The 24736-nt window shown below is 75.3% G+C and carries 20 protein-coding genes; 9 read left to right on the top strand and 11 right to left on the bottom strand.

What is annotated here, in order from left to right:
* Positions 1-302: 302 nt before the first annotated feature.
* From ACI79G_RS04665 to ACI79G_RS04650, 4 genes are all read right to left on the bottom strand, one after another.
* Positions 303-566, bottom strand: coding sequence for a hypothetical protein (locus ACI79G_RS04665; protein WP_456879974.1), 264 nt, complete (start codon positions 564-566; stop codon positions 303-305).
* 92 nt (positions 567-658) lie between these two features.
* On the bottom strand, positions 659-1801 hold the full coding sequence (locus ACI79G_RS04660; RefSeq protein WP_456879973.1) for a M14 family metallopeptidase: 1143 nt from the start codon (positions 1799-1801) through the stop codon (positions 659-661).
* Between the two features lie 333 nt (positions 1802-2134).
* Positions 2135-2980, bottom strand: a complete 846-nt coding sequence (locus ACI79G_RS04655) for a MurR/RpiR family transcriptional regulator (protein WP_456879972.1) — start codon at positions 2978-2980, stop codon at positions 2135-2137.
* Between the two features lie 4 nt (positions 2981-2984).
* Entirely contained in the window at positions 2985-3797 is an 813-nt protein-coding gene (locus ACI79G_RS04650; RefSeq protein WP_456879971.1) for a class II glutamine amidotransferase, read from the bottom strand.
* A 109-nt stretch (positions 3798-3906) separates the two neighbouring features.
* On the opposite strand from ACI79G_RS04650, the gene ACI79G_RS04645 reads away from it, so the two are divergent.
* The 4 genes from ACI79G_RS04645 (at position 3907) to ACI79G_RS04630 (ending at position 9260) form a co-directional block, all read left to right on the top strand.
* Entirely contained in the window at positions 3907-5307 is a 1401-nt protein-coding gene (locus ACI79G_RS04645; protein WP_456879970.1) for a glutamine synthetase, read from the top strand.
* 67 nt (positions 5308-5374) lie between these two features.
* Positions 5375-6817, top strand: coding sequence for an APC family permease (locus ACI79G_RS04640; protein WP_456879969.1), 1443 nt, complete (start codon positions 5375-5377; stop codon positions 6815-6817).
* On the top strand, positions 6817-8118 hold the full coding sequence (locus tag ACI79G_RS04635) for an aspartate aminotransferase family protein (RefSeq protein ID WP_456879968.1): 1302 nt from the start codon (positions 6817-6819) through the stop codon (positions 8116-8118). The genes ACI79G_RS04640 and ACI79G_RS04635 overlap by 1 nt, the downstream gene beginning before the upstream one ends.
* A 2-nt stretch (positions 8119-8120) precedes the next feature.
* Complete coding sequence (locus tag ACI79G_RS04630; RefSeq protein WP_456879967.1) at positions 8121-9260, top strand: amidohydrolase family protein; 1140 nt, start codon at positions 8121-8123, stop codon at positions 9258-9260.
* A 71-nt stretch (positions 9261-9331) separates the two neighbouring features.
* On the opposite strand, the gene hutI is transcribed toward ACI79G_RS04630, so the two are convergent.
* From hutI to ACI79G_RS04600, 6 genes are all read right to left on the bottom strand, one after another.
* A complete protein-coding gene (gene hutI / locus ACI79G_RS04625) occupies positions 9332-10516 on the bottom strand; it encodes an imidazolonepropionase (protein ID WP_456879966.1) in 1185 nt (394 codons plus the stop codon).
* Positions 10513-11868 (bottom strand): formimidoylglutamate deiminase, encoded by a 1356-nt coding sequence (locus ACI79G_RS04620; RefSeq protein WP_456879965.1) that lies wholly within the window; start codon positions 11866-11868, stop codon positions 10513-10515. The genes hutI and ACI79G_RS04620 overlap by 4 nt, the downstream gene beginning before the upstream one ends.
* The gene (locus tag ACI79G_RS04615) at positions 11865-13055 is read right to left on the bottom strand and encodes an allantoate amidohydrolase (protein ID WP_456879964.1); all 1191 of its coding nucleotides are present in this window, start codon (positions 13053-13055) and stop codon (positions 11865-11867) included. The genes ACI79G_RS04620 and ACI79G_RS04615 overlap by 4 nt, the downstream gene beginning before the upstream one ends.
* Positions 13052-14716 (bottom strand): urocanate hydratase, encoded by a 1665-nt coding sequence (gene hutU, locus ACI79G_RS04610; protein WP_456879963.1) that lies wholly within the window; start codon positions 14714-14716, stop codon positions 13052-13054. Before hutU ends, ACI79G_RS04615 begins: the two co-directional genes overlap by 4 nt.
* 24 nt (positions 14717-14740) lie before the next feature.
* Positions 14741-16279 carry a histidine ammonia-lyase gene (gene hutH / locus ACI79G_RS04605; protein WP_456879962.1) on the bottom strand — a complete coding sequence of 513 codons (1539 nt, stop codon included), beginning with the start codon at positions 16277-16279 and terminating at the stop codon, positions 14741-14743.
* Positions 16280-16478: 199 nt separating this feature from the next.
* Positions 16479-17807 carry an MFS transporter gene (locus ACI79G_RS04600; RefSeq protein ID WP_456879961.1) on the bottom strand — a complete coding sequence of 443 codons (1329 nt, stop codon included), beginning with the start codon at positions 17805-17807 and terminating at the stop codon, positions 16479-16481.
* Positions 17808-17946: 139 nt separating this feature from the next.
* Here ACI79G_RS04600 and ACI79G_RS04595 point away from each other — a divergent pair, with 139 nt between their 5' ends.
* On the top strand, positions 17947-18816 hold the full coding sequence (locus ACI79G_RS04595; protein WP_456879960.1) for a PaaX family transcriptional regulator: 870 nt from the start codon (positions 17947-17949) through the stop codon (positions 18814-18816).
* Between the two features lie 15 nt (positions 18817-18831).
* Here ACI79G_RS04595 and ACI79G_RS04590 read toward each other — a convergent pair whose 3' ends face one another.
* Positions 18832-19302 carry a MarR family winged helix-turn-helix transcriptional regulator gene (locus ACI79G_RS04590; RefSeq protein ID WP_456879959.1) on the bottom strand — a complete coding sequence of 157 codons (471 nt, stop codon included), beginning with the start codon at positions 19300-19302 and terminating at the stop codon, positions 18832-18834.
* Between the two features lie 93 nt (positions 19303-19395).
* On the opposite strand from ACI79G_RS04590, the gene ACI79G_RS04585 reads away from it, so the two are divergent.
* Genes ACI79G_RS04585 through ACI79G_RS04570 form a run of 4 tightly spaced genes read left to right on the top strand, consistent with a single transcriptional unit; the run spans position 19396 to position 24723 of the window.
* A complete protein-coding gene (locus ACI79G_RS04585; RefSeq protein ID WP_456879958.1) occupies positions 19396-20985 on the top strand; it encodes an acyl-CoA synthetase in 1590 nt (529 codons plus the stop codon).
* A complete protein-coding gene (locus ACI79G_RS04580) occupies positions 20982-21818 on the top strand; it encodes a crotonase/enoyl-CoA hydratase family protein (RefSeq protein ID WP_456879957.1) in 837 nt (278 codons plus the stop codon). Before ACI79G_RS04585 ends, ACI79G_RS04580 begins: the two co-directional genes overlap by 4 nt.
* Entirely contained in the window at positions 21815-23782 is a 1968-nt protein-coding gene (locus tag ACI79G_RS04575) for an acetoacetate--CoA ligase (protein WP_456879956.1), read from the top strand. The genes ACI79G_RS04580 and ACI79G_RS04575 overlap by 4 nt, the downstream gene beginning before the upstream one ends.
* Complete coding sequence (locus ACI79G_RS04570) at positions 23779-24723, top strand: 3-hydroxyacyl-CoA dehydrogenase NAD-binding domain-containing protein (RefSeq protein ID WP_456879955.1); 945 nt, start codon at positions 23779-23781, stop codon at positions 24721-24723. The genes ACI79G_RS04575 and ACI79G_RS04570 overlap by 4 nt, the downstream gene beginning before the upstream one ends.
* Positions 24724-24736 lie beyond the last annotated feature (13 nt).

Raw genomic sequence — 24736 nt, 5'->3', positions numbered from 1 at the left:
AGCGAGGGAACGACGCGCTGCGCCGGGTCGTGGCCGACCTCCGCAGGATCTCGTCGGCCGTCTCCACCACGGTCGTGCCCGAGGCCCGCTCCGGCCCGACGACACGCTGTCCTGGGGGACCGCAGCCGGATGACGTCGGCCACGCAGCACCCCGCCGGCACGAGGTGTCGGGCGTCGACCCACGCGGATCCCCGCACCACCTCCCGGCGTCGGCAGCCGGTGCGCGGCAGCTCCGGATCGGCAGGCCAGGACCGGCGTTCGTGGACCGGTGACCCCGGACTGCCGTGGTCACCGGGTCGCCGTCACCCGGGCTGCTCGTCGTCCTCCGGGGGCTCCGCCCCGCCGTCCTCGGCCGGTGGCCGGGTCTGCATCCGTGCCACGTAGTCCGCCGCTGTGGCCCAGCGGTCGACCCGGGCCAGCCGCCGCCGCTCCAGCTCGCCGAGCCGGCTCTCGGGCGCGGCGACGACGAGGAAGTCGGCGTGGCGTTCCCAGACGTCGAGTCCCAGGGACATGCCGAGCAGCTCCGCGACGCTGCCGCCTGCCAGCGGCACCACGCGGGCGACCACCGGCTCGTCGCCTCTCCCCGCGTTCACCGGCCCGGGGCCGCGGCCGACCCCGTCGCGGCGCTGCCGGTGCGGTCCGGGAGAGCCACGACCGGTCAGCCCTCCGGCCGCTCGAGGACGTGCTGGATGAACCCGAACGCCGCGGGCCGGTTCTCCTCCCAGCAGGGCTGGATCTCGCTGGACGGCACGATGAACCCGCCCTCCTCCGCGGAGGCGGGGCGCAGCTCGATGGTCAACGACACCGCGTCGTACTCGCCGTGGGTCCAGTCGGCGGTGTCACCCGCCGTCGGATACAGCTCCGAGGACTGCTGCGCGACGTAGGTCCTGCCGTGCACCTTCCGGATCAGCTGTTCCATGTCCTGGGCGAGGTCGCGGTGCTCGGCGAAGTCGTCCCGGTCCTCGATCGGCTCCGCCGTGTACCCCCACGGGTACAGGATCAGCTGCGAGTAGCTGTGGTAGCTGAGGACGCCGCTGAAGCGCTCGCGGGCGACGAGGTCCCGCACCGCGCGCACCTCGGGCTCGGAGAAGGCCCGTGGGCCGACGTACGTCTGGTCGGACGGGACGTGGCTGGAGGTGCTGACGTCGAGCGAGCCCCACATGTAGCCGTAGTTGCGGTTCGGGTCGACGCCGACGCTGCCGTCCCGGTTCGGGCGCCGGTTCTTGCGCCACAGCCGGTGGTCGACGCGCGAGTACTCGTGTCCGTCCGGGTTCACCATCGGCGCCACCCAGACCTCGCCCTGCTGCAACCACCGCTGCACGGGGTCGGACGACGAGCTCTCGAGCAGGTGCTCGGCGAGCAGGTAGGGGACCTCGACGGCCAGCCACTCCCGCGCGTGGTGACAGCCGAGGACGGCGACCTTGCGGGTGCTGCCGCGGCGCTCCCCGATGCGCAGGGCCCACAGCGGGCGGCCCTCGACGCTGCGCCCGATCTGGTGCAGCTCGGCGATCTCCGGGTGCTCCTCGGCCAGGCGCCGCAGGTCCTCCTCCAGGCTGGCCACCGAGTGGTAGCCGGTCGCGGCGGCGTCCGTGGCGAAGGCCGACAGGTAGGGCTCGAGCATCTGCACCTGCTCGACGCCGTACCCCATCGCCTCCAGCCGGGCGGCCTGGGCCTCGTCGGCCTGCAGCACCAGGTGGTCGGGCTTGACCTCCCACACGTCCAGCCCGAGGGGGGCGGTGAGGAGCCGGGCGAGCGGGGCCCGCGGGCTCGTGGACGTGACTCTCGCGATCAGGCTCGCCATCGGTCTCTCCTGACTCCGTCGACGGGGTGCCGGCGCACGGTGCGCCCACCCCGACCGGACAGGGAGCCCGTCCGCTCGAGCCCCACCCGGCGAGGAGCCGCAGCACCGTGCACGCAGTAGAGGCCGATGACCTCGCACCTGATACAGGGCAGCCTCCCGTGCGGCGGGCCCGGCCCAGGTGCGCCACCACCCCGGGCTCCCGACCCGCGAGCGCACCGGGGTGGGGCGGTGTCCGAGGGGCGACCCGCTACGCGCGCCCACGCCTCCCGCCGGTCGGAGGACGATCCCGGCGCCGCGCCGACCGTCGAGGAGCCACCCCTGGCCGGGCTCGCCTCAGGCCAGCACCTCGTGGGCGCTGGCCGCCTCCCACCGGCGCATGCGCTCGACGGCGGCCGGTCCGAGCCGGTCGAGGACGGCGTCCACCAGCAGCTCGGTGAGCACGAAGGCGGCCGCAGCGGAGTCGAAGGCGCCCGTGGAGCGCACCGAGGTGGGCAGGACGACCTCGGCCGCCTGGGCGACGGGGGAGAGCCACTCGTCGGTGATGCAGACGATGTGCGCACCGGCGGCGGCCAGCTCGGTCGCGCGCTGCACCGTCGACGTCTGGTACCGCCGGAAGTCGTACACGACGACGACGTCCCGCCGGTCGGCGTCGATCACGTCCGCCGCGTCGAGCGTCTGCCCGCCGTCCGGCGCCGAGACGTTGGTGCGGATCTGTCGCAGGTGGCGCACGAGGTAGCCGGCCAGGTGGCCGGAGAACCGGCCACCCACGGCCCTGATCCGCATCCGGGGATCGGCCAGGAGGGCGACCGCGGCGTCGAGTTCAGCCGTGGGGATGGCGGTCAGGGACTGCGTGATCGAGCCCGTCGCGACCCGGACCCCGCGGTCGAGCCAGTGCCCCTCGGCACGGTCGGCCCGGCTGTCCTCGTAGAGGGACAGGGGGGACGCCACGCGTTCGGAGAGCTCGTCGAGCAACGCCTGCTGGAGAGCGGGGAACCCCGAGTGGCCGAGGCTCCGGGCGAAGCGGACGACCGTCGGCGGGCTCACCCCGGCGGCCGCCGCGAGCTCCGCGCTGGTGCCGAGCGCCGCCCGGGGGTAGTCGGCGAGCAGGACCCGCGCCACCCGCCGTTCCTGGGGGCTGAAGGACGACAGGTCCGCCTTCAGGGCGTCACCGATCGACACCGGGTCACCGCCCGGAGGCCACGATCCGGGGGGCGAGCACCTCGACCTCACGGGAGGCCAGGTCGATGGCCAGGATGCTGTCGCTCGGGACCGGCGTCCACCCCTCGTCCGGCAGACCGCTGGAGATCACGTGCACCGCGGTGGGGGAGACCCGGTACGCCATGTCGAAGTACGCGGCGGCGTGCCCGTGCGGCATGGCGTCGTCGGACCCGAACAGCTCCCGGAGGTCGTCGAGCGGGGTCGCCGCCTGGCTGTTGACGTGCACCGCGTACAGGTGCGTCGGGGTCAGGAAGAGCGCGTTGAGACTGGCCCCGGGGAAGTGGTCGTGCAGCAACCCGACCGCGTGGACCAGGCCGGCCCGCTCGTCGCCGTCGGCCTCGATGCACTGCAGGACGAGACGGAAGTAGCGCTCGCTGTCGGTGGTGCCCCGCAGCCGGGCCCGGCCGGCCTCCGACAGCAGGCCCTCCAGCGCGTCGACCGGCGCGATGCTGCCGTTGTGCGCCAGCGCGTGGGTGCCGTCGCTGAACGGGTGGGTGTTCATGGGGTGGACGGCGAGCCCGTCCGTGGCCCAGCGCAGGTGCACCAGCCCGGCCGAGCCCAGGGCCCGCCCCGCCAACTCGGAGTAGGCCGGGTCGTCAGCGGCCGACATGGGTGAGGTGGCGGTCTCGATCCCGGTGCCGCCCGGCCGGGACCACGCCATCCCCCAGCCGTCCCCGTGCAGGGCGGACAGCGAGGTGAAGGTCTGGAACCCCTTGGCGCCGAGGCCCTCCACCGCGGACTCCGGCCCCTCGGACACGTATCCCAGCAACCGACACACGTCGACAACACCCCTTCTCAACGCCGTTGGAGAGCCGGTATAAAGGCGCGGCTGTGTAACAGAGGTTACATAGGCATGGAGAATTGCCCTCACGAAACGGACGCGTCAAGTGCCAGTGGTCCCTCCGACCGGGTCGTCGGTCCACCGCCGTGACATCGACCGCCGTGACACCCACCGCCGTGACATCGAGGTGCACGCCGAGCGTCTGCGGGAGGCCGGCCTGCGCACCCTGACCGGTGTCGTGAGCGACAGCGGCGGGGTCATCCGGGCCAAGACCGTCCCGGCGCGGCGGATCGAGTCCTTCGCCCGCTCGGGCATGGGCGCCTCCTTGACCTGGCCGGTCTTCTGCGTCGACAACGGCATCGCGATGACCCCCGAGGTCGGCGTCGTCGGGGACCTGCGGCTGACCGCGGACCTCGAGCGGGCGGTCGTGCTGGACTCCGGGTTCGGCTGGGCCCCCGCGGACGTGCGGGACCAGGACGGCGAGCTGTCCCCGTACTGCTGGCGCAGCGTCGCCCGGCGCCAGGTCGACCGGCTGGCGGCGCTCGGCCTCGAGGCCCTGGTCGGCAACGAGCTGGAGTTCGGCCTGCTGGACGAGGCCGGGCGGCCGCTGGGGGAGCGCCACGGCTGGCCCTGCTACGGGGCGGGCGTGTACAGCGAGCTCAGCGGGTTCGCCGCGGACGTGTGCGAGCGGCTGGACGCCGCCGGCGTCCCGGTCGAGCAGGTCCACGCCGAGTACGGGCTCGGGCAGTTCGAGCTCTCCCTGCCGCCGCGCGACCCGGTCCGCGCCGCCGACGACGTGCTCCTCGCCCGGGCCGTCCTCGGCCGGGTCGCCCGGGAGCACGGGCTCCGGGTCACCTTCTCCCCGGTCCCCTTCCCCGGCGGCTCGGGCAACGGCGCCCACATGCACGTCTCCCTCACCCGGGACGGGATCCCGCTGTTCACCGGCGGTCCGCTGGCCGAGGGCCTGACCGCCGAGGGCGCCTCGGCCGTCGCCGGGATCGTCCGCGACCTGCCCGGCGGCATCGCCGTGCTGGCCGGCACCGTCGTCTCCGGGGAGCGCATGCAGCCGGGCCACTGGTCCGGGGCGTCGGCCTGCTGGGGCGTCGAGAACCGCGAGGCCGCCGTCCGCCTGCTGCTCGCGAACAACGGCAACCCCCACGGCGCGAACGTCGAGGTCAAGTGCGTGGACTCCGGTGCCAACAGCTACCTCGCGACCGGCCTGGTCCTCGGCTTCGCCGCCGAGGGCATCGAGCGGGGGCTGGACCTGCCCTCCGCCGTCGACGTCGACCCGACGCAGCTGTCGCCCGAGGAGGCGCGGGCAGCGGCGGTGGTGCCGCTCCCGAGCGACGCGGCCACCCGCATCGAGCTGTTCGCGCGCAGCGCCGCGGCCCGCGCCGTCCTGGGCCCGGAGCTGCACGCCGCCGTCCTCGCCGTCCGCCGGTACGAGTCCGCGCTGTTCCAGGACGAGGACGCCCACGCCCTGACCAGGTTCGCCTGGTCCTCCTGAGACGCCGTCGCCCGGAGCACCTGTCCGCACCACACCGGCGCACCACCCGTCCGAAACGAGGAGTGTCATGGCCAAGCGGAAGCTGCGACTGTGGGAGGCGCTCGCGCTCTCACTCGGCCTCATGGGTCCCACGCTGGCCATGGCCGGCAACGGCCAGGGCATCATCGGCACGGTCGGCAAGGCCGTCCCGCTCGTGTTCCTGCTGGGCTTCATCGGCGTCGCGCTGGTCGCCTACGGGTTCATCCGGCTGACCCAGCGGTACAACCACGCCGGTAGCGCCTACGCGCTGGTGGGCGCGACGCTCGGGCCGCGGGCCGGCTTCGTCGCCGGTTTCGCGCTCTTCGGCACGTACCTGTTCTTCACGATCTGCACGGCGGCGGTGTTCGGGGCCTTCCTCAACGCGCTGCTCGCGTCGCTCACCGGTGGGGGCACCAGCCTCGGCTACGGCATCGCGGCCATCCTCTGCCTGCTCGTCACCGGCTACATGAACACCCGCGACACCACGACGGTGTCGCGCTCGCTGCTCGCCATCGAGGGCGTGGGCATCGCCGCCATGCTGGTCCTGGTCATCGCGGTCCTCGGCCAGGGCGGCGCGGAGTCGACCGGCGTCGACCTCTCCACGTTCACGCCGGAGGGCATCGGGCTCGGCGCCGTGCTCGCCGCGGTCGTCGCCGCGTTCCTCTCCTGGGCCGGCTTCGAGGCCTGTGCCGCGCTGGGCGAGGAGACCGACAACCCCCGCCGCAACATCCCGCGCGCGCTCTTCGGCTCCGTCCTGCTCACCGGCGTGCTGTTCGTCGTCGTCATGTTCGCCCAGACGATCGGTTTCGGCACCGACGAGGAGGGCCTGGCCGCCTTCCAGGGCTCCGGGAACACCCTCGGCGACCTGGGCGAGGGCTTCGTCGGGCACTGGTTCGCCCTGCTGCTCCTGGTGACGGCCGTGCTGTCGGCGTTCGCCTCGAACCTCTCCTCGGTGATGGCCTCGGCGCGGCTGGCGATGGCGCTGGCGCGCGACGGCTTCGGTCCCCGCCAGTTCGCCCGGATCGACCCGACCCACCGGATCCCGCGCAACGCCGTCCTGGCCATGGCCGGTGTCGGCATCGTCGTCAACCTGGTCACCTGGCTGACCGGCTGGCCGGTCATGGGCACCGGTGACGCCGCCATCGACGCGTACTTCTTCTTCGCCGTCGTGGGGGCGACCTGCCTGCTGTTCGCCTACCTGCTGGTCGAGCTGGCGGTGTTCGCCGCGTGGCGCAGGGGGCAGGTCACGCTCAACCCCGCCGAGCTCGTGCTCCCTGCCCTGGGCGGCCTGTTCATCGTGGTCGTCATCGTCTACAGCGTGAAGGACGCCAGCGGCCTGTCGCCGGCCTTCGTGGCCATCGGCTGGGTCGTGGTCGGCCTCCTGGTCGCCGCCTTCGCCGGCGGCCTGGCCCAGCGGATCGGGGCCTCGCTGACCCGGGAGCTCGAGGACGTCGACAGGGACGCCACGTTCGCCGACACCGAGGCCCGCTGATGCACGGGACCGCACGGCGGTTGTACGAGCGCGACCGGGTCGTCGCCGGGGTCGAGAAGCTGCGCTTCTTCCCGTTGGCGCTCGAGGCCGGGCAGGGATCCTGGCTGGTCGAGGCCGGCGGACGCCGGCTGCTGGACCTGTCGGCGACCTGGACCGCGTGCGGTCTGGGGCACGGCCACCCCGCGGTGAGGGACGCCCTGCTCCGGGCGGCGGCGGCGCCGCCCGGAGCGGGTGCACTCAGCGCCGTCCACGAGGACGCCGTCGCGCTGGCCGAGGAGCTGCTCGAGCTCACCCCCGGCACCGGGGACCGGCGGGTGTACTTCGGCCACGCGGGGTCCGACGCCAACGACGTGGCCATCCGCAGCGCCGTCCACGCCACCGGCCGCCCCGGGGTGCTCGCCTTCGAGCACAGCTACCACGGCGGGATCGGGGTGGCGATGAAGGCCTCGGGCGTGCACGTCGAGGCCGGCAGCGTCGCCGCGGACGAGCAGGTCCGCTTCACGCCCTACCCGGATCCGTACCGGGAGCCCGAGCGCCACGGCCAGGTCCTCGCCGCCCTCGACGAGGCGCTGGCCGGCCAGGACGTCGCTTGCCTGGTGGTCGAGCCGATCCTGTCCGACGGCGGCCTGGTCGTGCCGCCCGACGGTTTCCTCGCCGAGGTCGCCGCCCGGTGCGCCGCGGCGGGCACCCTGCTGATCTGCGACGAGGTCAAGGTCGGCCTCGGCCGGCCGGGGACGTGGCACGCGTTCGAGCACGACGGGATCACCCCCGACGTCGTCACCTTCGGCAAGTCGCTGGGCGCCGGCGTGCCCATCTCCGCCGCGGTCGGCCCGGCGACGGTGCTCGACGAGCCCGGTGCGTCCGCGCTGCTTACCCAGGCGGGCAACCCCTACAGCACCGCCGTCGCCCGGGCGGTCCTCGCCACGTACCGGGCGGAGGGGCTGGTGGAGCGGGCCGCGCGGGCCGGCGAGCGGCTCCGGCGGGGCCTGCGGGAGGCCACCGCGCACCTCGACGTCGTGGGGGACGTGCGGGGGCGCGGACTGGCCATCGGCGTGGACCTCGTGACCGACCGGGCCAGCTGCCGCCGCGACCCCGCGCTCGCGGCGAAGACCGTCTACCGGGTGTGGGAGCTCGGTGGCGTCGTCTTCTACGTCGGCGGAAACGTCCTGGAGGTCACGCCGCCGCTGGTGGTCACCGACGACGAGGTGGACCGCGCCGTGGAGCTGCTCGCGCAGGGCATCGAGGACGCGGCCGCCGGCCGGGTCAGCGACGCCCAGGTCGCGCCCTACGCAGGATGGTGACCGTGGACCGGCACGCACACCCCGGGCCGCTGGACGAGGTGGTGGCCGACCTCCCCCTCGTCGACCACCACGTGCACGGCGCGCTGCGGGCGGCGGTCGACCGGCCGACCTACGAGTCGATGATCACCGAGGGGCCCAGACCGCACTCGGCGGGGACCGCGTTCGACTCGCAGGTCGGCTTCGCCATCCGGCGCTGGTGCGCCCCGCTGCTGGACCTGCAGCCGCACGCGCCCGCGGAGGAGTACTGGGCGCGCCGGTGCGAGCTGGGGGAGGACGAGGTCAACCGGCGGTTCCTCGGAGCGGCCGGCACCGACACCTACCTGGTGGAGACGGGGTACCTCGGGGACGCCGTCCTGACCCCCGCGGAGCACGCCGAGGCCGCCGGCGCGGCCGCGCACGAGGTCGTCCGGCTCGAGACCCTGGCCGAGAGGCTGCTCGGGGAGGTGGACTCGGGGCGCGCCTTCGTCGCGGAGTACCCGTCCGTGCTGGGGGAGGCGACCCGCGCGGCGGTCGGCACCAAGAGCATCATCGCCTACCGCGCCGGCTTCGACGTCGACCCGGCACGCCCCGGCGAGGGCGAGGTCGTCGAGGCCGTCGACCGACTCCTCGGCTCGGCTTCCGGCCGGGTCCGGGTCGAGGACCCGGTGCTCCTGCGCCACCTGCTGTGGTGCGGTGTCGACCGCGGCCTGCCCCTGCAGCTGCACAGCGGGTACGGCGACCCCGACCTGGACCTGCACCGGGCCAACCCCCTGCTGCTCATGCCCTGGCTGCGCCGCGTGGAGCCGACCGGCGTCCCGGTGATGCTGCTGCACAACTACCCGTACCACCGCGAGGCGGGCTACCTGGCCCAGGTGTTCGACAACGTCTACTTCGACGTCGGCCTCGGCCTCTTCTACTCCGGCAGCCAGAGCGCGCAGATCGTCGCCGAGTCGCTCGAGGTCGCCCCCTTCACCAAGCAGCTGTACTCGTCGGACGCCTGGGGCCCCAGCGAGCTGCACCTGCTCGGTGCGCTGCTGTGGCGACGGGGCATCAGCCGGGTGGTCGGGCAGTGGGTGCGGGACGGCGAGTGGGCGCGGTCCGACGCCGAGCGCGTGGTGCGCCTCATCGGCCACGAGAACGCCCGGCGGGTGTACCGGCTCTGATCCGCCGCTGAGCCGCGACGCCGACCGCCGCACCCCGGTGCCCACGGGTCCCGGCGGCCGGCATTCGCACCTCAGGGGGCGGCCGGCCGCCCGCTGTCGTCCGGGGCGAGCGCCCGGGCGAGCGGCACGCCGGGGCGGTAGGCCAGGTACCGGTGGGACGGCGCGTCGAGGACGGCCAGGTCGGCCCGCGCACCGGGACCGAGGTGCCCGACGTCCGGCCGCCGCAACGCCGCCGCGCCGCCGGCGGTCGCCGCCCACAGCGCCTCGGCCGGGGTCATCCCCATCTCGCGCACGGCGAGCGCGATGCAGAACGGCATCGACGACGTGAAGCTGGTGCCCGGGTTGCAGTCGGTGGCCAGGGCCACCGGGACCCCCGCCGACAGCAGCCGCCGGGCGTCGGGATAGGGCGAGCGGGTGGAGAACTCGGCACCGGGCAGCAGGGTCGCGACCGTGCCGCCGTCGGCGAGGGCGTCGACGTCGGCGTCGGTCAGGTGGGTGCAGTGGTCGACGCTGGCCGCGCCGAGCTCCACCGCGAGCCGCACACCCGGGCCCGCCGAGAGCTGGTTGGCGTGCACCCGCGGCTGCAGGCCCCGGGACAGGCCGGCCTCCAGCACGGCGCGCGCCGCGTCGCCGTCGAAGGCGTGCGCCGAGGCCGGCTCGCAGAAGACGTCGATCCACCGGGCGAACGGGGCGCACGCCGCGAGCATCGGACCGGTGACCAGGGCGACGTAGTCCTCGCGGCGGCCGGCGTACTCGGCCGGCACCACGTGCGCGCCCAGGAACGTGGTCTCGGCCGTGACCTCCGCGGCCAGCCGCAGGCAGCGCGCCTCGTCCTCGACGGTCAGCCCGTAGCCGCTCTTGACCTCCGCGGTCGTCGTGCCCTGGCGACGCATCTCCGCCACCAGCCCGCGCAGCCGGCTGCGGAGGGTGTCGTCGGAGGCGGCGCGGGTCGCGGCGACGGTGGCCGCGATGCCGCCGCCGTCGTAGCGCGCGCCCGACACCCGGGCCTCGAACTCCGCGGCCCGGTCGCCGGCGAAGACCAGGTGGGTGTGGCTGTCGACGAAGCCCGGGACGACCGCCCGGCCACCGACGTCGATCGACGCATCGGCGGCCGGTGCCCGGCGTTGCGACCCGGTCCAGGCGACGGCGCCGTCCGCCACGACCACCGCCGCGTCGGCGACCAGGCCCAGCGGGCCCGTGCCCCGGGAGGGGTCGTTGGTGACCAGTTCGGCGATGCCGGTGACCAGGGTGCTCATGCGTCGTCCCACAGGGGCCCGATGGCCGCCGCGAGCAGGCGGCCGACGTCGCCCAGCACGTGCCTGCCCTCGGCGACGACGACCCGGCCGTCGACCACCACGGTGTGCACGTCCGCGGCGCCCGCCACCATCGGCAGCTGGGCCGGTGCGGACCCGGCCGTCCGCGGGCTGTCGAGCCGGACGGCCACCAGGTCGGCCCGCCGGCCCGGGGCGATGCGACCGGCATCGGGCCAGCCGAGGGCGCGGTGCCCGTCGAGGGTCAGCGCGGCGACGAGCCCGGCCGGGGCGAAGCGGCCGCGTTCGGAGCTGCGCAGCCGCTCGTGCTCCTCGAGCAGCTGGGCCTCGGCCAGCAGATCGGTGACGACGTGCTGATCGCTGCCCAGGCTGAGCGGCGAGCCGGCGTCCCGGAGCTCCCGGAGGGGCGCGATCCCGTCGGCGAGGTCGGCCTCGGTGCTCGGGCAGGCGCAGACCCCCGTCCCGGTGCGCCCGAGCGTCGCGACGTCGTCCCGGGTGAGGTGGACGGCGTGCACGGCGGTGGTCGACGCACCGAGGACCCCCTGCTCGTCCAGCAGCCCGGTGGGCGTCGTGCCGTAGTGGGCCAGGCAGGCCTCGTTCTCCGCGGGCTGCTCGGAGAGGTGCACGTGCAGGGGGCGCCCGCCGGCTGCGTGCACGACGGTGGGCAGGTGCGCCGCCGGTACGGCTCGCACGGAGTGCACGGCGGCTCCGACCCGGACGCCGTCCCGCTCCGGGAGCAGCTCGGTCCGCGCGGCCCAGGCCTCGGCGTCCCCGTCGGCGAACCGGACCTGGACCTCGTCGAGGGGCCGGTGTCCGCCTCCGTCGAGCCCGCCGGCGAGGTAGCAGGCGTCGAGCAGGGTCAGCCGGATTCCGGCGTCGGCTGCCGCCTGGACCAGTCCCTCGCCCATGGCGTTCGGGTCGGTGTACCGACCGCCGCCGGGCGGGTGGTGCAGGTAGTGGAACTCGCCGACGCAGGTGACCCCGGCGAGCGCCATCTCGGCGTAGGCGGCGCGGGCCAGGGCGAGGTGCCGGTCGGGGTCGAGCCGGGCGGCGAGGCCGTACACGCGCTCCCGCCAGGTCCAGAACGTTCCGGCCCGGTCGTGGGTGCGTCCGCGCAGGGCCCGGTGGAACGCGTGCGAGTGCGCGTTCGCGAAGCCGGGCAGCACGACGCCGCGCAGCCGCGAGTCGCCGGGGGCCGCGACCGGAGTGCAGGTGACGTCGGTGATCCGCCCGCCGTGCACGACCACCCGCACGCCGGCCACGACCGCGTCCGCGAGCCAGGCGTGCTCGCACCAGAAGGCCGTGCCGTGCCCGGGCGTCGGCGCGCGCCCGCTCACGCCAGTGCCTCGACGGTCCGGGCCAGGGCCTCGGCACCGGCGAGGCAGTCGTCGCGCTCCGCGTGCTCGGCGGGGGAGTGGGACACCCCCGTGGGGTTGCGGACGAACACCATCGCGGAGGGGACGCCGGCTGCGGCCAGGATCCCGGCGTCGTGGCCGGCGCCGGTGGCGAGCAGCGGTGCCGGTCCCCGGTCGCCCCCCGCGGCGGCCGCCACCACGTCGCGCAGGTCCGGGTCGAAGGCGGTCGCCGGGGTCCAGGACTCCTCGACCGGGTCGACACCCCCCGAGGCGCCCACCTCGGCCACCACCGCCCGCACGGCGGCCTCGGGCAGGCCGCGGGCGTCCAGCCACGCCGTCACCGCCGAGGGGATCGCGTTGACCGCGTTCGGGGTGACCAGCACCTTCCCGACGGTGGCGAGGACGCCGTGCGCCGCGGCGGCGTCCCGCGCGGCGCGGATGACGGCGGCGAGGGGCAGCAGCGGGTCGCGGCGGTCCTCGAGGCGGGTCGTGCCGGCGTGGTCGGCGCGGCCGGGCAGGTCGAGCCGCCAGCGCCCGTGAGGGCGGATCGCGGTGGCGATCCCGACCGGCGCGTCGCCGTCGCCCAGCCCACGGCCCTGCTCCACGTGCAGTTCGAGGAACGTGCCGATCCGGCGCAGGGCCTCGTCGTCGCGGCCGAGGCTGCCCGGGTCCCAGCCCGCCGCGGACACCGCCTCGGCCAGCGTGGTCCCGTCGTCGTCGGTCAGCCGCCGCGCCCGGTCGGGGTCGAGCGCGCCGGTGAGCAGCCGCGACCCGGCGCACGCGACGCCGAAGCGGGCGCCCTCCTCGTCGCTGGAGCAGACGACGCCCAGCGGGCGCCGCGGCGAGAGGCCCCGGGCCCGGACCAGGTCCAGCGCGGCGAACGCCGACACCACGCCCAGCGGTCCGTCGAACGCGCCCCCGTCGGGGACCGAGTCCAGGTGGCTGCCCATCACCAGGCCCGGTGGTCCGGCGTCCGGGTCCGCCGTCCAGGCCCAGAGGTTGCCGGCCCGGTCGGGCGCGACGTCCAGCCCGCGCGCCGAGGCCTCGCCGCGGAACCACTCGCGCAGCGTGGCGTCGGTGCGCGTCCAGGCGTACCGGCGGTAGCCGCCGGTCGCCGGGTGCCGGCCGACCGGCGCCAGGTCCGACCACATGGCGTCGAACCCGCTCACCCGCCCGGCTCCTCCGCCATCGGGATCCGCAGGCCCCGCTCCTCCGCGACCTGCGCGGCCGCCTCGTAGCCGGCGTCGGCGTGCCGGAGCACGCCCGTGCCGGGGTCGTTGCGCAGCACCCGCGCCAGCTTCCGGGCGGCCAGCTCCGTGCCGTCGGCGACGCTGACCTGGCCGGCGTGCAGGGATCGGCCCATGCCGACGCCGCCGCCGTGGTGGACGGACACCCAGGTCGCGCCGGACGCGGTGGTGACCAGCGCGTTGAGCAGCGGCCAGTCGGCGATGGCGTCCGATCCGTCGGCCATGGCCTCCGTCTCCCGGTAGGGGGAGGCGACGGACCCGGCGTCGAGGTGGTCGCGGCCGATGACGATCGGTGCGGTGATCTCCCCGGAGGCGACCATGTCGTTGAACCGCGCGCCGGCGGCATCGCGCTCGCCGTACCCCAGCCAGCAGATCCGGGCCGGCAGGCCCTGGAAGGCGACCCTGTCCCGGGCGGCCCGGATCCAGCGCTGCAGGTGGTCGTCGTCCGGGAACAGGTCGAGGACGGCGCGGTCGGTCGCGGCGATGTCGGCCGGGTCCCCGGACAGGGCGACCCAGCGGAAGGGACCCTTGCCCGCGCAGAACAGCGGCCGGATGTAGGCCGGCACGAATCCCGGGAAGGCGAACGCCCGGTCGCAGCCGCCCTGGCGGGCCTCGTCCCGGATGGAGTTGCCGTAGTCGAAGACCTCGGCCCCGGCGTCGAGGAACCCGACCATCGCCTCGACGTGCTTCGCCATCGACGCCCGGGCCCGGTCGGTGAACTCCTCCGGCTTGGCCTCGGCGTAGCCGTGCCAGTCGTCGGGGTCCACGCCCTCCGGGAGGTAGCTCAGCGGGTCGTGGGCCGAGGTCTGGTCGGTGACGACGTCGACCTCGACGCCCCGGCGCAGCAGCTCGGGGACCACCGTGGCGGCGTTGCCGACCAGCCCGACCGACAGGGCCCGCCGGTCGCGCCTCGCGGCCAGGCAGCGCGCGACGGCGTCGTCCAGGTCGTCGGCCACCTCGTCGAGGTACCGGTGCTCGACCCGCCGGTGCAGCCGCGCCGCGTCGACGTCGACCACCAGGCAGACGCCGCCGTTCAGGGTCACCGCCAGGGGCTGGGCACCACCCATGCCGCCGCAGCCCCCGGTCAGGGTGAGCGTGCCGGCGAGGGTGCCGCCGAAGCGCTTCGCGGCGACGGCGGCGAACGTCTCGTAGGTGCCCTGCAGGATCCCCTGGGTGCCGATGTAGATCCACGAGCCGGCGGTCATCTGCCCGTACATGGTCAGGCCGAGGTGCTCGAGGCGTCGGAACTCCGGCCAGGTGGCCCAGTCGCCCACCAGGTTGGAGTTGGCGATCAGCACCCGGGGCGCCCACTCGTGCGTGCGCAGGACGCCGACCGGCCGGCCGGACTGCACCAGCATCGTCTCGTCGTCGGCGAGGGTCGTCAGCGTGCGCACCATGGCGTCGAAGCTGCGCCAGTCGCGGGCGGCACGACCGGTGCCGCCGTAGACGACCAGGTCGTCGGGCCGTTCGGCCACGTCGGGGTCGAGGTTGTTCTGCAGCATCCGCAGCGGCGCCTCCGTCTGCCAGCTCCGGGCCGTGAGGGTGGTGCCGCGCGGTGCCCGTACCGGTCGTGCTCCGTCCATGAGGGCTCTCCTCGTCTCGGCGGGTCAGCTCAGGGGCAGGTCGGTGGCCCGGAGCAGGGCTCCGTCGGCTACCAGGCCGACGACGGCCTCGATCTCCGGGGCCAGGTGCCGGTCCGGTCCGGGCCCGTCGACGCCGGCCGCGCGGACGGCGTCGCGCACCGCGGCCGTGGCCCGGGCCGGTCGCAGCGGTGCCCTCAGGTCGAGGGCGCGGGCCGCGGTCAGGATCTCGATGGCGAGCACGCGGGTGAGGCCGTCGATCGCGCGCCGCAGCTTGCGCGCGGCGGCCCAGCCCATGGAGACGTGGTCTTCCTGCATCGCCGAGGAGGGGATGGTGTCGACGCTGGCCGGGACGGCGAGCCGCTTGAGCTCGCTGACGATCCCGGCCGCGGTGTACTGGGCGATCATGTGCCCGGAGTCGACCCCGGGAGCGTCGGCGAGGAACGGCGGCAGTCCGTTGCTGCGGGCCACGTCCAGGAACCGGTCGGTGCGCCGCTCGCTCATGCCGGCGACGTCGGCGGCCGCGATCGCGAGGAAGTCGAGGACGTAGCCGACCGGCGCGCCGTGGAAGTTGCCGTTGGACTCCACGCGGTCGTCGAGGGTGACCACCGGGTTGTCGATGGCCGCGGCGAGCTCGCGGCCCGCGACCGCGGCGGCGTGGGCGACGGTGTCGCGGGCCGCGCCGTGCACCTGCGGTGCGCAGCGCAGCGAGTAGGCGTCCTGCACCCGCGTGCACCCGGGCCCGCGGTGGCTGGCCACCACGCCGCTGCCGCTCAGGAGCATGCGCAGGTTGGCGGCCGAGGCCGCCTGCCCGGGGTGCGGGCGCAGCGCCTGCAGGTCCGCGGCGAACACGGCGTCGGTGCCGAGCAGGGCCTCGACGCTCATGGCCGCGGCGACGTCGGCCGTCGTCAGCAGGCGGCGCAGGTCGGCGAGGGCCAGGACCAGCATGCCGAGCGTGCCGTCGGTCCCGTTCACCAGCGCGAGCCCCTCCTTCTCGGCCAGCTCCACCGGCTCGATGCCGTGCTCGCGCAGGGCCTCGGCGGCCGGGCGGAGCACACCGGCGCCGTCCCGGACGCACCCTTCCCCCGTGAGGGCGAGCGCGACCGAGGCCAGCGGGGCCAGGTCGCCGGAGCACCCGAGCGAGCCGTACTCGTGCACGACCGGGGCGAGTCCGGCGTCGAGCACGGCCGCGTAGGCCCGGGCGGTCTCCGGCCGGACGCCGGTGCGGCCGGTCGCGAGGGTGGACAGCCGCAGCAGCATGAGGGCCCGGACGACCTCGCGTTCGACCTCGGGCCCGGATCCCGCGGCGTGGGAACGGACGAGGCTGCGCTGCAACCGGCCGCGCTGCTCGACCGGGATGTGCAGGGTGGCCAGCGCCCCGAACCCGGTGGACACGCCGTAGTGCGGCCGGTCGTCCCCGGCCAGGGCGTCGACGACGGAGCGGCTCCGGGCGATCTCCGCGAGGGCCTCGGCGGTCAGTCGGACCCCGCACCCGTCCCGGGCGACGCGGACCACGTCCTCGGGCCGCAGCGGGCCGGTCCCGACGGCCACGCGTTCGGGAGGCATGGGGTCATGGGACACCGGAACCGCCGGGTCGCCTAGACCTGTCGGCCCGGTCGATGTCGGCCTCCGCAGCGACCGTGGCCCGATCGTCGGGGAGCAGCAGGAGGGCCCGGTGACGGGACGCCGGCCCCCACGCGCGGCGGCCGGACCCGGGACCCCGGGCCCGGCCGCTCCGTGCGGACGGCTCAGCAGGCTGCGGACCTCAGCGCGCGAGCACCCGGTCGGTGGACGGCTGCTGCTCCGGGTCCGCGGTGAGGTCGGCACCGGCGGTCTCCCGCAGGGCCAGCAGGCAGCCGACGGTCACCAGCAGCGACGCCGCGATGATCGACGAGACGGTGAGGGTGCTCCCGCCCCCGCTGAGCACCGAGGCGAAGACGACCGGGGCCAGGCCGGCGCCGGTCCCCGCGATCTGGTAGCCCAGCGAGGCCCCGGTGTAGCGGGCCCGGGTGCTGAACAGCTCGGTGTAGAGCGCCGCGAGCGGGCCGTACATGGCCGCGTGCACGATGCCCTGTCCGACGACGACCGCGACGGTGAGCAGGAGGGCCGAGCCGCTGTCGATCAGCGGGAAGAGCAGGAAGCTCCACACCGCCATCGCCAGCGCGCCGGTCAGCACGACCGGGCGGCGGCCCAGCCGGTCGGAGAGGGCCGAGAAGCCGATGATGCCGGCGACGGCCGCGATCGAGGACAGCGTCAGGGCGTTGAGGACCGTCTGCCGCGGGAAGCCGGCGCCCACCGCGTAGGCGATCACGAAGGTCGTCAGCGTCCCCTGCGCGACGAACGCTCCGAAGCCGACGCCGATCGACAGCAGCAGGTTGCGCGGGTGCTTGCGCAGCACCTCGAACAGCGGCGGCCGGGCCGGTGCGGCGCGCGCCGCCTCCACGAAGACCGGCGTCTCCTCGACCTTGGCCCGCACGAACAGGCCGACGGCCAGCAGCACGGCGCTGAGCAGGAACGGGATCCGCCAGCCCCAGGCGAGGAAGCCCTCCTCGCCGGTCGCACCGGCGGCCAGGGCCAGGACCACGGTGGAGAGGACCATGCCGCTGGGGGCGCCGGCGTTGGTGAAGCTCGCCCACAGGCCGCGCCGGGACGTGGCGTGCTCGGCCGACATCAGCACCGCGCCGCCCCACTCACCTCCGACCGCGATGCCCTGCGCGACGCGCAGCAGCACCAGCAGGACCGGGGCCCAGACGCCGATCGTGGCGTAGGACGGCAGCACGCCGATGAGCACGCTGGCCACGCCCATCAGCGCCATCGTGAGGATCAGCATCCGCTTGCGGCCGATGCGGTCGCCGAAGTGGCCGAAGACGGCACCGCCGAGCGGCCGCGCGAGGTAGCCGGTGGCGAGGGTGCCGAAGCTGGCGACCGTGCCGGCCAGCGGGTCGAGGTCGGAGAAGAAGACCTGGTTGAACACGACCGCGGACGCCGTCGCGTAGAGCAGGAAGTCGTAGTACTCGATCACGCTGCCGAGGTAGCTGGACAGCACGGCGCGGCGGAGCTGGAGCCGGGCGTGGCGCTGCTGGGGAGGAGTCATCTGCAGTGGCCTGTCTGGGGAGGGGCGGAGACGGCGGTCGTCCGGAGTCACATGGGTCACATGCGGGAGCGAGACTAGGCAGAACCGTGGCTGCCGTCAACGAACTGCCCAACATCCCCGCGGATCTACAGTGATCGACATGGTGGTGCCAGGCGTCGATGCGCCGGAGGACGAGGACCGGGAGCCGGCCGGTGCGCCGCGCCCGCAGTCGCTCCTCCTGACGTTCTTCGGCGGCTACGTGCTCGGCCGCGGCGTGGCCGTCTCCACCGGCAGCGTCCTGGAGGTCCTCGGCCGCGTCGGCGTCTCCGAGCACGCCGTCCGCTCGACGCTGAGCCGGATGGCCCGCCGCGACCTGCTGCGCCGGGTGCGGCAGGGCCGCCAGGTGTACCTCGGGCTGACCCCGCGGTCGCGCGAGGTCCTGCGGGACGGCGAGACCCGCGTCTGGCGGGTCGGCGCGGTCAACACCCACTGGGACGGCGCCTGGACCCTCCTCGGGTTCTCCCTGCCCGATGCGCAGCGCAGCCAGCGGCACGAGCTGCGGTCGCGGCTGCTGTGGGCCGGGTTCGGCCCGCTCCAGGGCGGGCTCTGGGTCGCGCCGTCCGGCGCCGACGTCTCCGCCGTGGCCGGGAACCCGGGCCTGTCCGCCCACATCCGGGTGTTCACCGCCCGCGCGCTGCCGCCGACGGACGTCGACGCGATGGTGCGCGACGCCTGGGACCTCGACGCGATCGCCGCGCGCTACCGCGGGTTCCTCGAGCGCTGGGAGGCGCCCGAGCGGCGCCCGGAGCTCCCCGACGCCCTGGCCCGGCAGCTGGCGCTGCAGACCGACTGGCTGCGGGTGATCCGGCAGGACCCGCGGCTGCCGGTCCAGCACCTGCCGGAGGGGTGGCCTGCCGAGCGGGCCCAGCGGCTGTTCCTCGGCCTGCACGCCGAGCTCGACGACGAGGCGCGGGCGGTCGTCGCCGACGTCCTCGACGTCGTCCCGGACGACGCGCTCGCCCGGAGCTGACCCGGCGCCGGCCGGTCAGCGCGCCGGCTCGGCGGCCAGCGCGGCCCGGGCGCGGTTGAGGTGGTCGGCGAACGCCGCCCGCTCGTCGGCGGTGAACGCGGACACCATCCGCTCCTCGAGCCCGCGCACCGGCTCGTCCAGCCCCGCGAGCAGCTCCGCGCCCGCCCCGGTGAGGCTGATCAGCAACCGACGGCGGTTGCCCGGGTCCGGCCGCCGCTCGATCAGCCCGCGGCGCTCCAGGGCGGTCACCAGCTCGCCCATGGCCTGTGGCGTGACGAACGAGTTGCGGGCCAGCTCGGCCGTCGTCAACCCGTCCCGCCGGGCCAGCACGGTCAGCGCCGTGTACTGCAGCACGGTCGTGCCCGACGTCCGCAGCAGCTCGTCGAGGTGGGCCCGCACGGCGAGCTCCACCTGCTTGACCGCGTAGAGCAGGGACGGCGTCCGCGGTCGCGCGGGCAGCGCGTCCGGCGCCGGTCGTGCCGCCATCGTCCCCACCTCCGTCGCTCGTGACCGAGGCTACCGCGAATGGAAGGAACCCTGTTATCGTCTCGGCCACACCCACCCCAGCGGAGGACCGTGATGGAGACCGCGATCCGGCAGGCGCCCGTCGCCGGCCTGGGCGGCTGGCCGGCCCGGCGGGCGCGCATCGCCCCCGACCGGACGGCGCTCGCCGACCCGCACCGGACGCTGACCTACGCCGAGCTCGCCGACCGCACCGCGCGGCTCGCCGGCGCGCTGCGGCGCCTGGGCGTGCAGCGCGGCGACCGGGTCGCCTACCTCGGGGTCAACGCCGTCGAGGTCTTCGAGACCTTCTTCGCCACCTGGCTGCTGGGCGCGATCGCCGTCCCGCTGAACTACCGGCTGTCCGGCCCCGAGATCCGCTACATGCTCGAGGACTCCGGGGCCTCGGTCCTCGTGCACAGCGCCGACACCGACGCGCTCGTCGGCGCCGCCGCGCCGCTGCCGACCGGGGTGCGCGACGTCGTCGCGGTGCACCCGGCGAGCTGCCCGGCCGGCGGCCGGGACTACGCGGCCGAGGTCGCCGCCGGGCCCGCGCTCGCCGAGGATCCCCCCGTCGGGCTCGACGACGCGGCGCTCATCCTCTACACGTCGGGGACGACGGGCCGCCCCAAAGGCGCGGTCCTCACGCACGGCAACCTCACCTGGAACACGATCAACTACCTGGCGCACGTCGACGTGCTGAGCACCGACCGCGCGCTGTGCATCGCCCCGCTCTTCCATTGCGTCGGCCTGGGCCAGGTCACGCTGCCCACCCTGTTCAAGGGCGGCAGCGTCGAGCTGGTCCCGAGGGCCGACCCCGGCGTGGTCCTCGAGCGGGTGTCCGCGGCGGGGATCACCAGCTTCTCCGCCGTCCCCACGATGCTGCAGATGATGTGCGAGCACCCGGCCTGGGACACGGCCGACCTGAGCTCGCTGGCCGTCGTGCAGTACGGCGGGTCCCCGGTCCAGGAGCGGGTCGCCCGCGCCTGGCTGGACCGCGGGGTGCGGCTCCTGCAGGGCTACGGCATGACCGAGGCCTCCCCGGGCGTGTACATGAGCACCCACGACGGCACCGCGGCCCACCCGACGGCCGTCGGGGTGCCGCACTTCTTCACCGACGTGGCCCAGCTGCGGGACGGCCGGCCGGAGCCGGTCGGCGGCGAGCCCGCCGAGCTGCTCGTCCGGGGGCCGCACGTGTTCCCCGGCTACTGGGGCCGGCCCGAGGAGACCGCCGCGAGCTTCGTCGACGGGCAGTGGTTCCGCACCGGCGACGTGCTGCGGGTCGACGAGGACGGCTGGGCGCACGTCGTCGACCGGGTGAAGGACGTGTTCATCTCCGGCGGCGAGAACGTGTACCCGGCCGAGGTCGAGGCGGTCGCCGTCCAGCTGGACGAGGTGGCCAGCTGCGCCGTCGTCGGCCTCCGGGACGAGCGCTGGGGCGAGGTCGGCGTCGGCTACGTCGAGCTCCGCGACGGCGCCACGCTCACCGAGGAGCAGCTGCGCGCCCACCTCGAGGCCCACCTCGCCCGCTACAAGGTGCCCCGGCACCTGGTCTTCGTGGGCGAGCTCCCGCGCAACGCCACGGGGAAGATCCGCCGGGTCGAGCTGCGCACCCGCGCCGCCGACGAGCACGCCGTGGTGTCCCCGCGGCCGGAGGGAGTGTCATGAGCCAGGCCGCCGAGACCCCGCAGGGGCTGCCCGCGCCGTCCGACGACCAGGTGCAGGCGCTGCTGCCGCCGTCGCTGCAGGTCGAACGGCACGGGGAGGTCGCCGTGCTGCGGCTGACCCGCGCCGCCAAGCGCAACGCCCTCGACGACCCCACCGTGCTGGGCGTCGAGACGTTCTTCAGCACCCCGCCCGCCGGCGTCAAGGCCGTGGTCCTCGACGCCGAGGGCGACCACTTCTGCGCCGGGCTGGACCTGTCCGAGCTGACCGAGCGGGACGCCTTCGAGGGCCTGGAGCACTCGATGATGTGGCACCGCGCCTTCGCCCGCCTGGAGCGCGGCCGGCTGCCGGTCGTCGCGGTGCTCAAGGGAGCGGTGATCGGCGGCGGGCTGGAGCTGGCCTCGGCCGCGCACATCCGGGTGGCCGAGCCGAGCGCGTTCTACGCCCTGCCCGAGGGGCAGCGCGGGCTGTTCGTCGGCGGCGGCGCGTCGGTGCGGGTGCCGCGGCTGATCGGCGTCCACCGGATGGCCGACATGATGCTGACCGGCCGGGTGGTCGGCGCCGACGAGGGGCAGGCCCTGGGCCTGTCGCACTACCTGACCGGGCCCGGCGAGGGCCTGGCCAAGGCGCTGGAGCTGGCCCGCGCCATCGCCGCCAACTCCCCGGTCACCAACTTCGCCGTGCTCCAGGCGCTGCCGCGGATCGCCGAGGCCAACCCCGCCGAGGGCTACCTCATGGAGTCGCTCATGGCCGCCGTCGCCACCGGCAGCACCGAGGCCAAGGAGCGGATGCAGGCCTTCCTCCAGGGCCGGGGCGGGAAGGTGCAGGGGCGGTGACCGGGCCGGAGCTGCTGCGCCCGCCGGCGGACGACGTCCGCGAGACCACCGAGATCGGCCGCTTCCTCGGCTGGCTGGAACGCGAGCGCGGGCTGCGCTTCGACGGCTACGCCGACCTGCACCGCTGGTCGGTCGAGGACCTCGAGGGCTTCTGGTCGGCCGTCGCGGCGTTCTTCGACGTCCGGTTCGCCACGGCACCGGAGCGGGTGCTGGGCCGGCGGGAGATGCCGGGCGCCGAGTGGTTCCCGGGCGCGACGCTGAACTACGCCGAGCACGCCGTCGGGCTGCTCGACGGCTCCGACGCCGACGAGGTCGCGGTGGTCGCGCACTCGCAGACCCGGCCGCCGGTCGAGCTGACCTGGGGGCAGCTCCGGGAGCAGGTCGCCCGCGCCCGCGCCGGCCTCCAGCGGCTCGGCGTCGGCCGCGGGGACCGGGTCGTGGCCTACCTGCCCAACACCCCCGAGACCCTGGTGGCCTTCCTCGCCACCGCCAGCCTCGGCGCGGTCTGGGCCAGCTGCGCCCCCGAGTTCGGCCCCCGCAGCGTCGTCGACCGCTTCGGCCAGATCGAGCCGACCGTGCTGCTGGCCGTCGCCGGGTACCGCTACGGCGCCAAGGACGTCGACCGCCGCGAGCAGGTGGCCGAGATCCGGGCCGGGCTGCCCACCGTGCGACACGTGGTGCACGTCCCCTACGGGGCGAACGCCCTGCCCGACGCGGTCGGCTGGGACGAGCTGCTCGCCGGACCGGCCGAGCTCGCCTTCGACCCGGTGCCGTTCGCGCACCCGCTGTGCGTGCTCTTCTCCTCCGGCACCACCGGCAGGCCCAAGGCGATCGTGCACGGCCACGGCGGGATCCTCCTGGAGCACCTGAAGAACCACGGCCTGAGCTGGGACCTGCGCGCCGGCGACCGGATCCTCTGGTTCTCCACCACCGCCTGGATGATGTGGAACGCGCTGGTGTCGGCGCTGCTGGTGCGCGCCTCGATCGTGATGGTGGACGGCAACCCGCTGCACCCCGACCTGCGGTGGCAGTGGCAGCTCGCCGCCGAGACGGGGGCCACGCTGATGGGCGCCAGCCCCGGCTACCTGATGGCCTGCCGCAAGGAGGGCGTGCGGCCGGCCGAGGAGTTCGACCTGTCCCGGATCCGGCAGCTCGGCGCCGCCGGCAGCCCGCTGCCCGCCGAGGGGTACCGCTGGGTGCACGAGCACCTGGGCCCCGGCGTGCTGCTCAACGTGGGCAGCGGCGGCACCGACGTCTGCAGCGGGATCGTCCAGGGCAGCCCGCTCCAGCCGGTCTGGGCCGGCGAGATCTCCGGACCCTGCCTGGGCGTGGCCGCGCAGGCGTTCGACGAGCAGGGCAACCCGGTGGTCGGCGACCTCGGCGAGCTGGTGATCACCGCGCCGATGCCCTCCATGCCGATCGGCTTCTGGGGGGACGACGACGGCAGCCGCTACCGCGCCACCTACTTCGAGGACTACCCCGGCGTCTGGCGGCACGGGGACTGGATCCGCTTCTCCGAGGTCGGCAGCTGCGTCATCGCCGGCCGCTCCGACGCCACCCTGAACCGCGGCGGCGTCCGGTTGGGCACCGCGGAGTTCTACCGGGTCGTCGAGGAGCTGCCCGAGGTCGTCGACAGCCTCGTCGTGCACCTCGAGGACCCGGCCGGCGGCAACGGGGAGCTGCTGCTCTACGTCCAGCTGCGCGACGGCGCCGAGCTCGACGACGACCTGCGCCGCCGGATCGCCGGCGCGCTGCGCACGGCGCTGTCACCGCGGCACGTCCCGGACGGCGTCGTCGCCGTCCCGGCGGTCCCGCGCAACCGCACCGGCAAGAAGCTCGAGCTCCCGGCCAAGAAGATCCTGCTCGGCGCCCCGCTGGACGAGGTCGCCAGCCGCGACGTGCTGGCCGAGCCCACGTCGCTGGACACCTTCGTCCGGCTCGCCGCGGCGCGGAGGCCGTCGTGAGCACCGGGGGAGTGCAGCGGGTCGCGGTCGTCGGCACCGGGGTCATCGGCGCCAGCTGGGCCGCGCACTTCCTCGCGCACGGCCTCGACGTCACCGCGACCGACCCCGCACCCGGCGCGGAGGAGCGGCTGCGCGCCGACGTCGCCGCCCACTGGCCGGTGCTGGAGCGGCTCGGCCTGGCCGGGGGCGCCTCGCCCGACCGGCTCGCCTTCACCGCGGACGCCGCCGAGGCCGTGGCCGACGCCGACTTCGTGCAGGAGAACGGCCCGGAGCGCGAGGACGTCAAGCACGCCCTCTTCGCCGTGCTGGACGCCGCCGCCCGACCCGGTGTCGTCCTCGCCAGCAGCTCCTCGGGCCTGCTGCCCAGCGTCATCGCGCGGGGCTGCCCGCAGCACCCGGAGCGCGTGGTGATCGGCCACCCGTTCAACCCGCCGCACCTCATCCCGCTGGTCGAGGTGGTCCCGGGGGAGCGCACCTCCGCGGAGTCCGTCGAGGCGGCGATGGCGTTCTACGCCGCCGTCGGCAAGCGGCCCATCCGGCTGCGCCAGGAGCTGCCCGGCCACGTCGCCAACCGGCTCCAGGCCGCCCTGTGGCAGGAGGCCTACTCGCTCGTCGAGCGCGGCGTGGCGACCGTCAGCGACATCGACACCGCGATCTCGCAGGGCCCCGGCCTGCGCTGGGCCGTCCTCGGGCCGTTCCTCAACCAGCACCTCTCGGGCGGCCCCGGCGGCATCGCGCACGTGCTCGAGCACCTCGGCCCGCCGACCGAGCGCTGGTGGCGCGACCTCGGCCGGGTCACCCTCACCCCCGCGTTGGTGCAGCGGCTGGTGGCCGGGGTCGACGAGGAGCTCGCCGGCACCGACGAGGCCGACCTGGTCGCCCGCCGCGACGCCGTCCTGGACGCCCTGCTCGCCGCCAAGGCCGACAACGGCCTGGCCTGACCGGGAGGACCCC

It is taken from the genome of Geodermatophilus sp. SYSU D00779 (assembly GCF_054050595.1).
This window is presented reverse-complemented; position numbering and strand designations above follow the sequence as displayed.

What these genes read in the sequence shown, in the direction of transcription:
- hutH (WP_456879962.1), bottom strand. Translation starts at nt 16,279, where the DNA reads ATGCCTCCCGAACGCGTGGCCGTCGGGACCGGCCCGCTGCGGCCCGAG.
- ACI79G_RS04595 (WP_456879960.1), top strand. Translation starts at nt 17,947, where the DNA reads ATGGTGGTGCCAGGCGTCGATGCGCCGGAGGACGAGGACCGGGAGCCG.
- hutI (WP_456879966.1), bottom strand. Translation starts at nt 10,516, where the DNA reads ATGAGCACCCTGGTCACCGGCATCGCCGAACTGGTCACCAACGACCCC.
- ACI79G_RS04640 (WP_456879969.1), top strand. Translation starts at nt 5,375, where the DNA reads ATGGCCAAGCGGAAGCTGCGACTGTGGGAGGCGCTCGCGCTCTCACTC.
- hutU (WP_456879963.1), bottom strand. Translation starts at nt 14,716, where the DNA reads ATGGACGGAGCACGACCGGTACGGGCACCGCGCGGCACCACCCTCACG.
- ACI79G_RS04600 (WP_456879961.1), bottom strand. Translation starts at nt 17,807, where the DNA reads ATGACTCCTCCCCAGCAGCGCCACGCCCGGCTCCAGCTCCGCCGCGCC.
- ACI79G_RS04585 (WP_456879958.1), top strand. Translation starts at nt 19,396, where the DNA reads ATGGAGACCGCGATCCGGCAGGCGCCCGTCGCCGGCCTGGGCGGCTGG.
- ACI79G_RS04660 (WP_456879973.1), bottom strand. Translation starts at nt 1,801, where the DNA reads ATGGCGAGCCTGATCGCGAGAGTCACGTCCACGAGCCCGCGGGCCCCG.
- ACI79G_RS04635 (WP_456879968.1), top strand. Translation starts at nt 6,817, where the DNA reads ATGCACGGGACCGCACGGCGGTTGTACGAGCGCGACCGGGTCGTCGCC.
- ACI79G_RS04590 (WP_456879959.1), bottom strand. Translation starts at nt 19,302, where the DNA reads ATGGCGGCACGACCGGCGCCGGACGCGCTGCCCGCGCGACCGCGGACG.
- ACI79G_RS04580 (WP_456879957.1), top strand. Translation starts at nt 20,982, where the DNA reads ATGAGCCAGGCCGCCGAGACCCCGCAGGGGCTGCCCGCGCCGTCCGAC.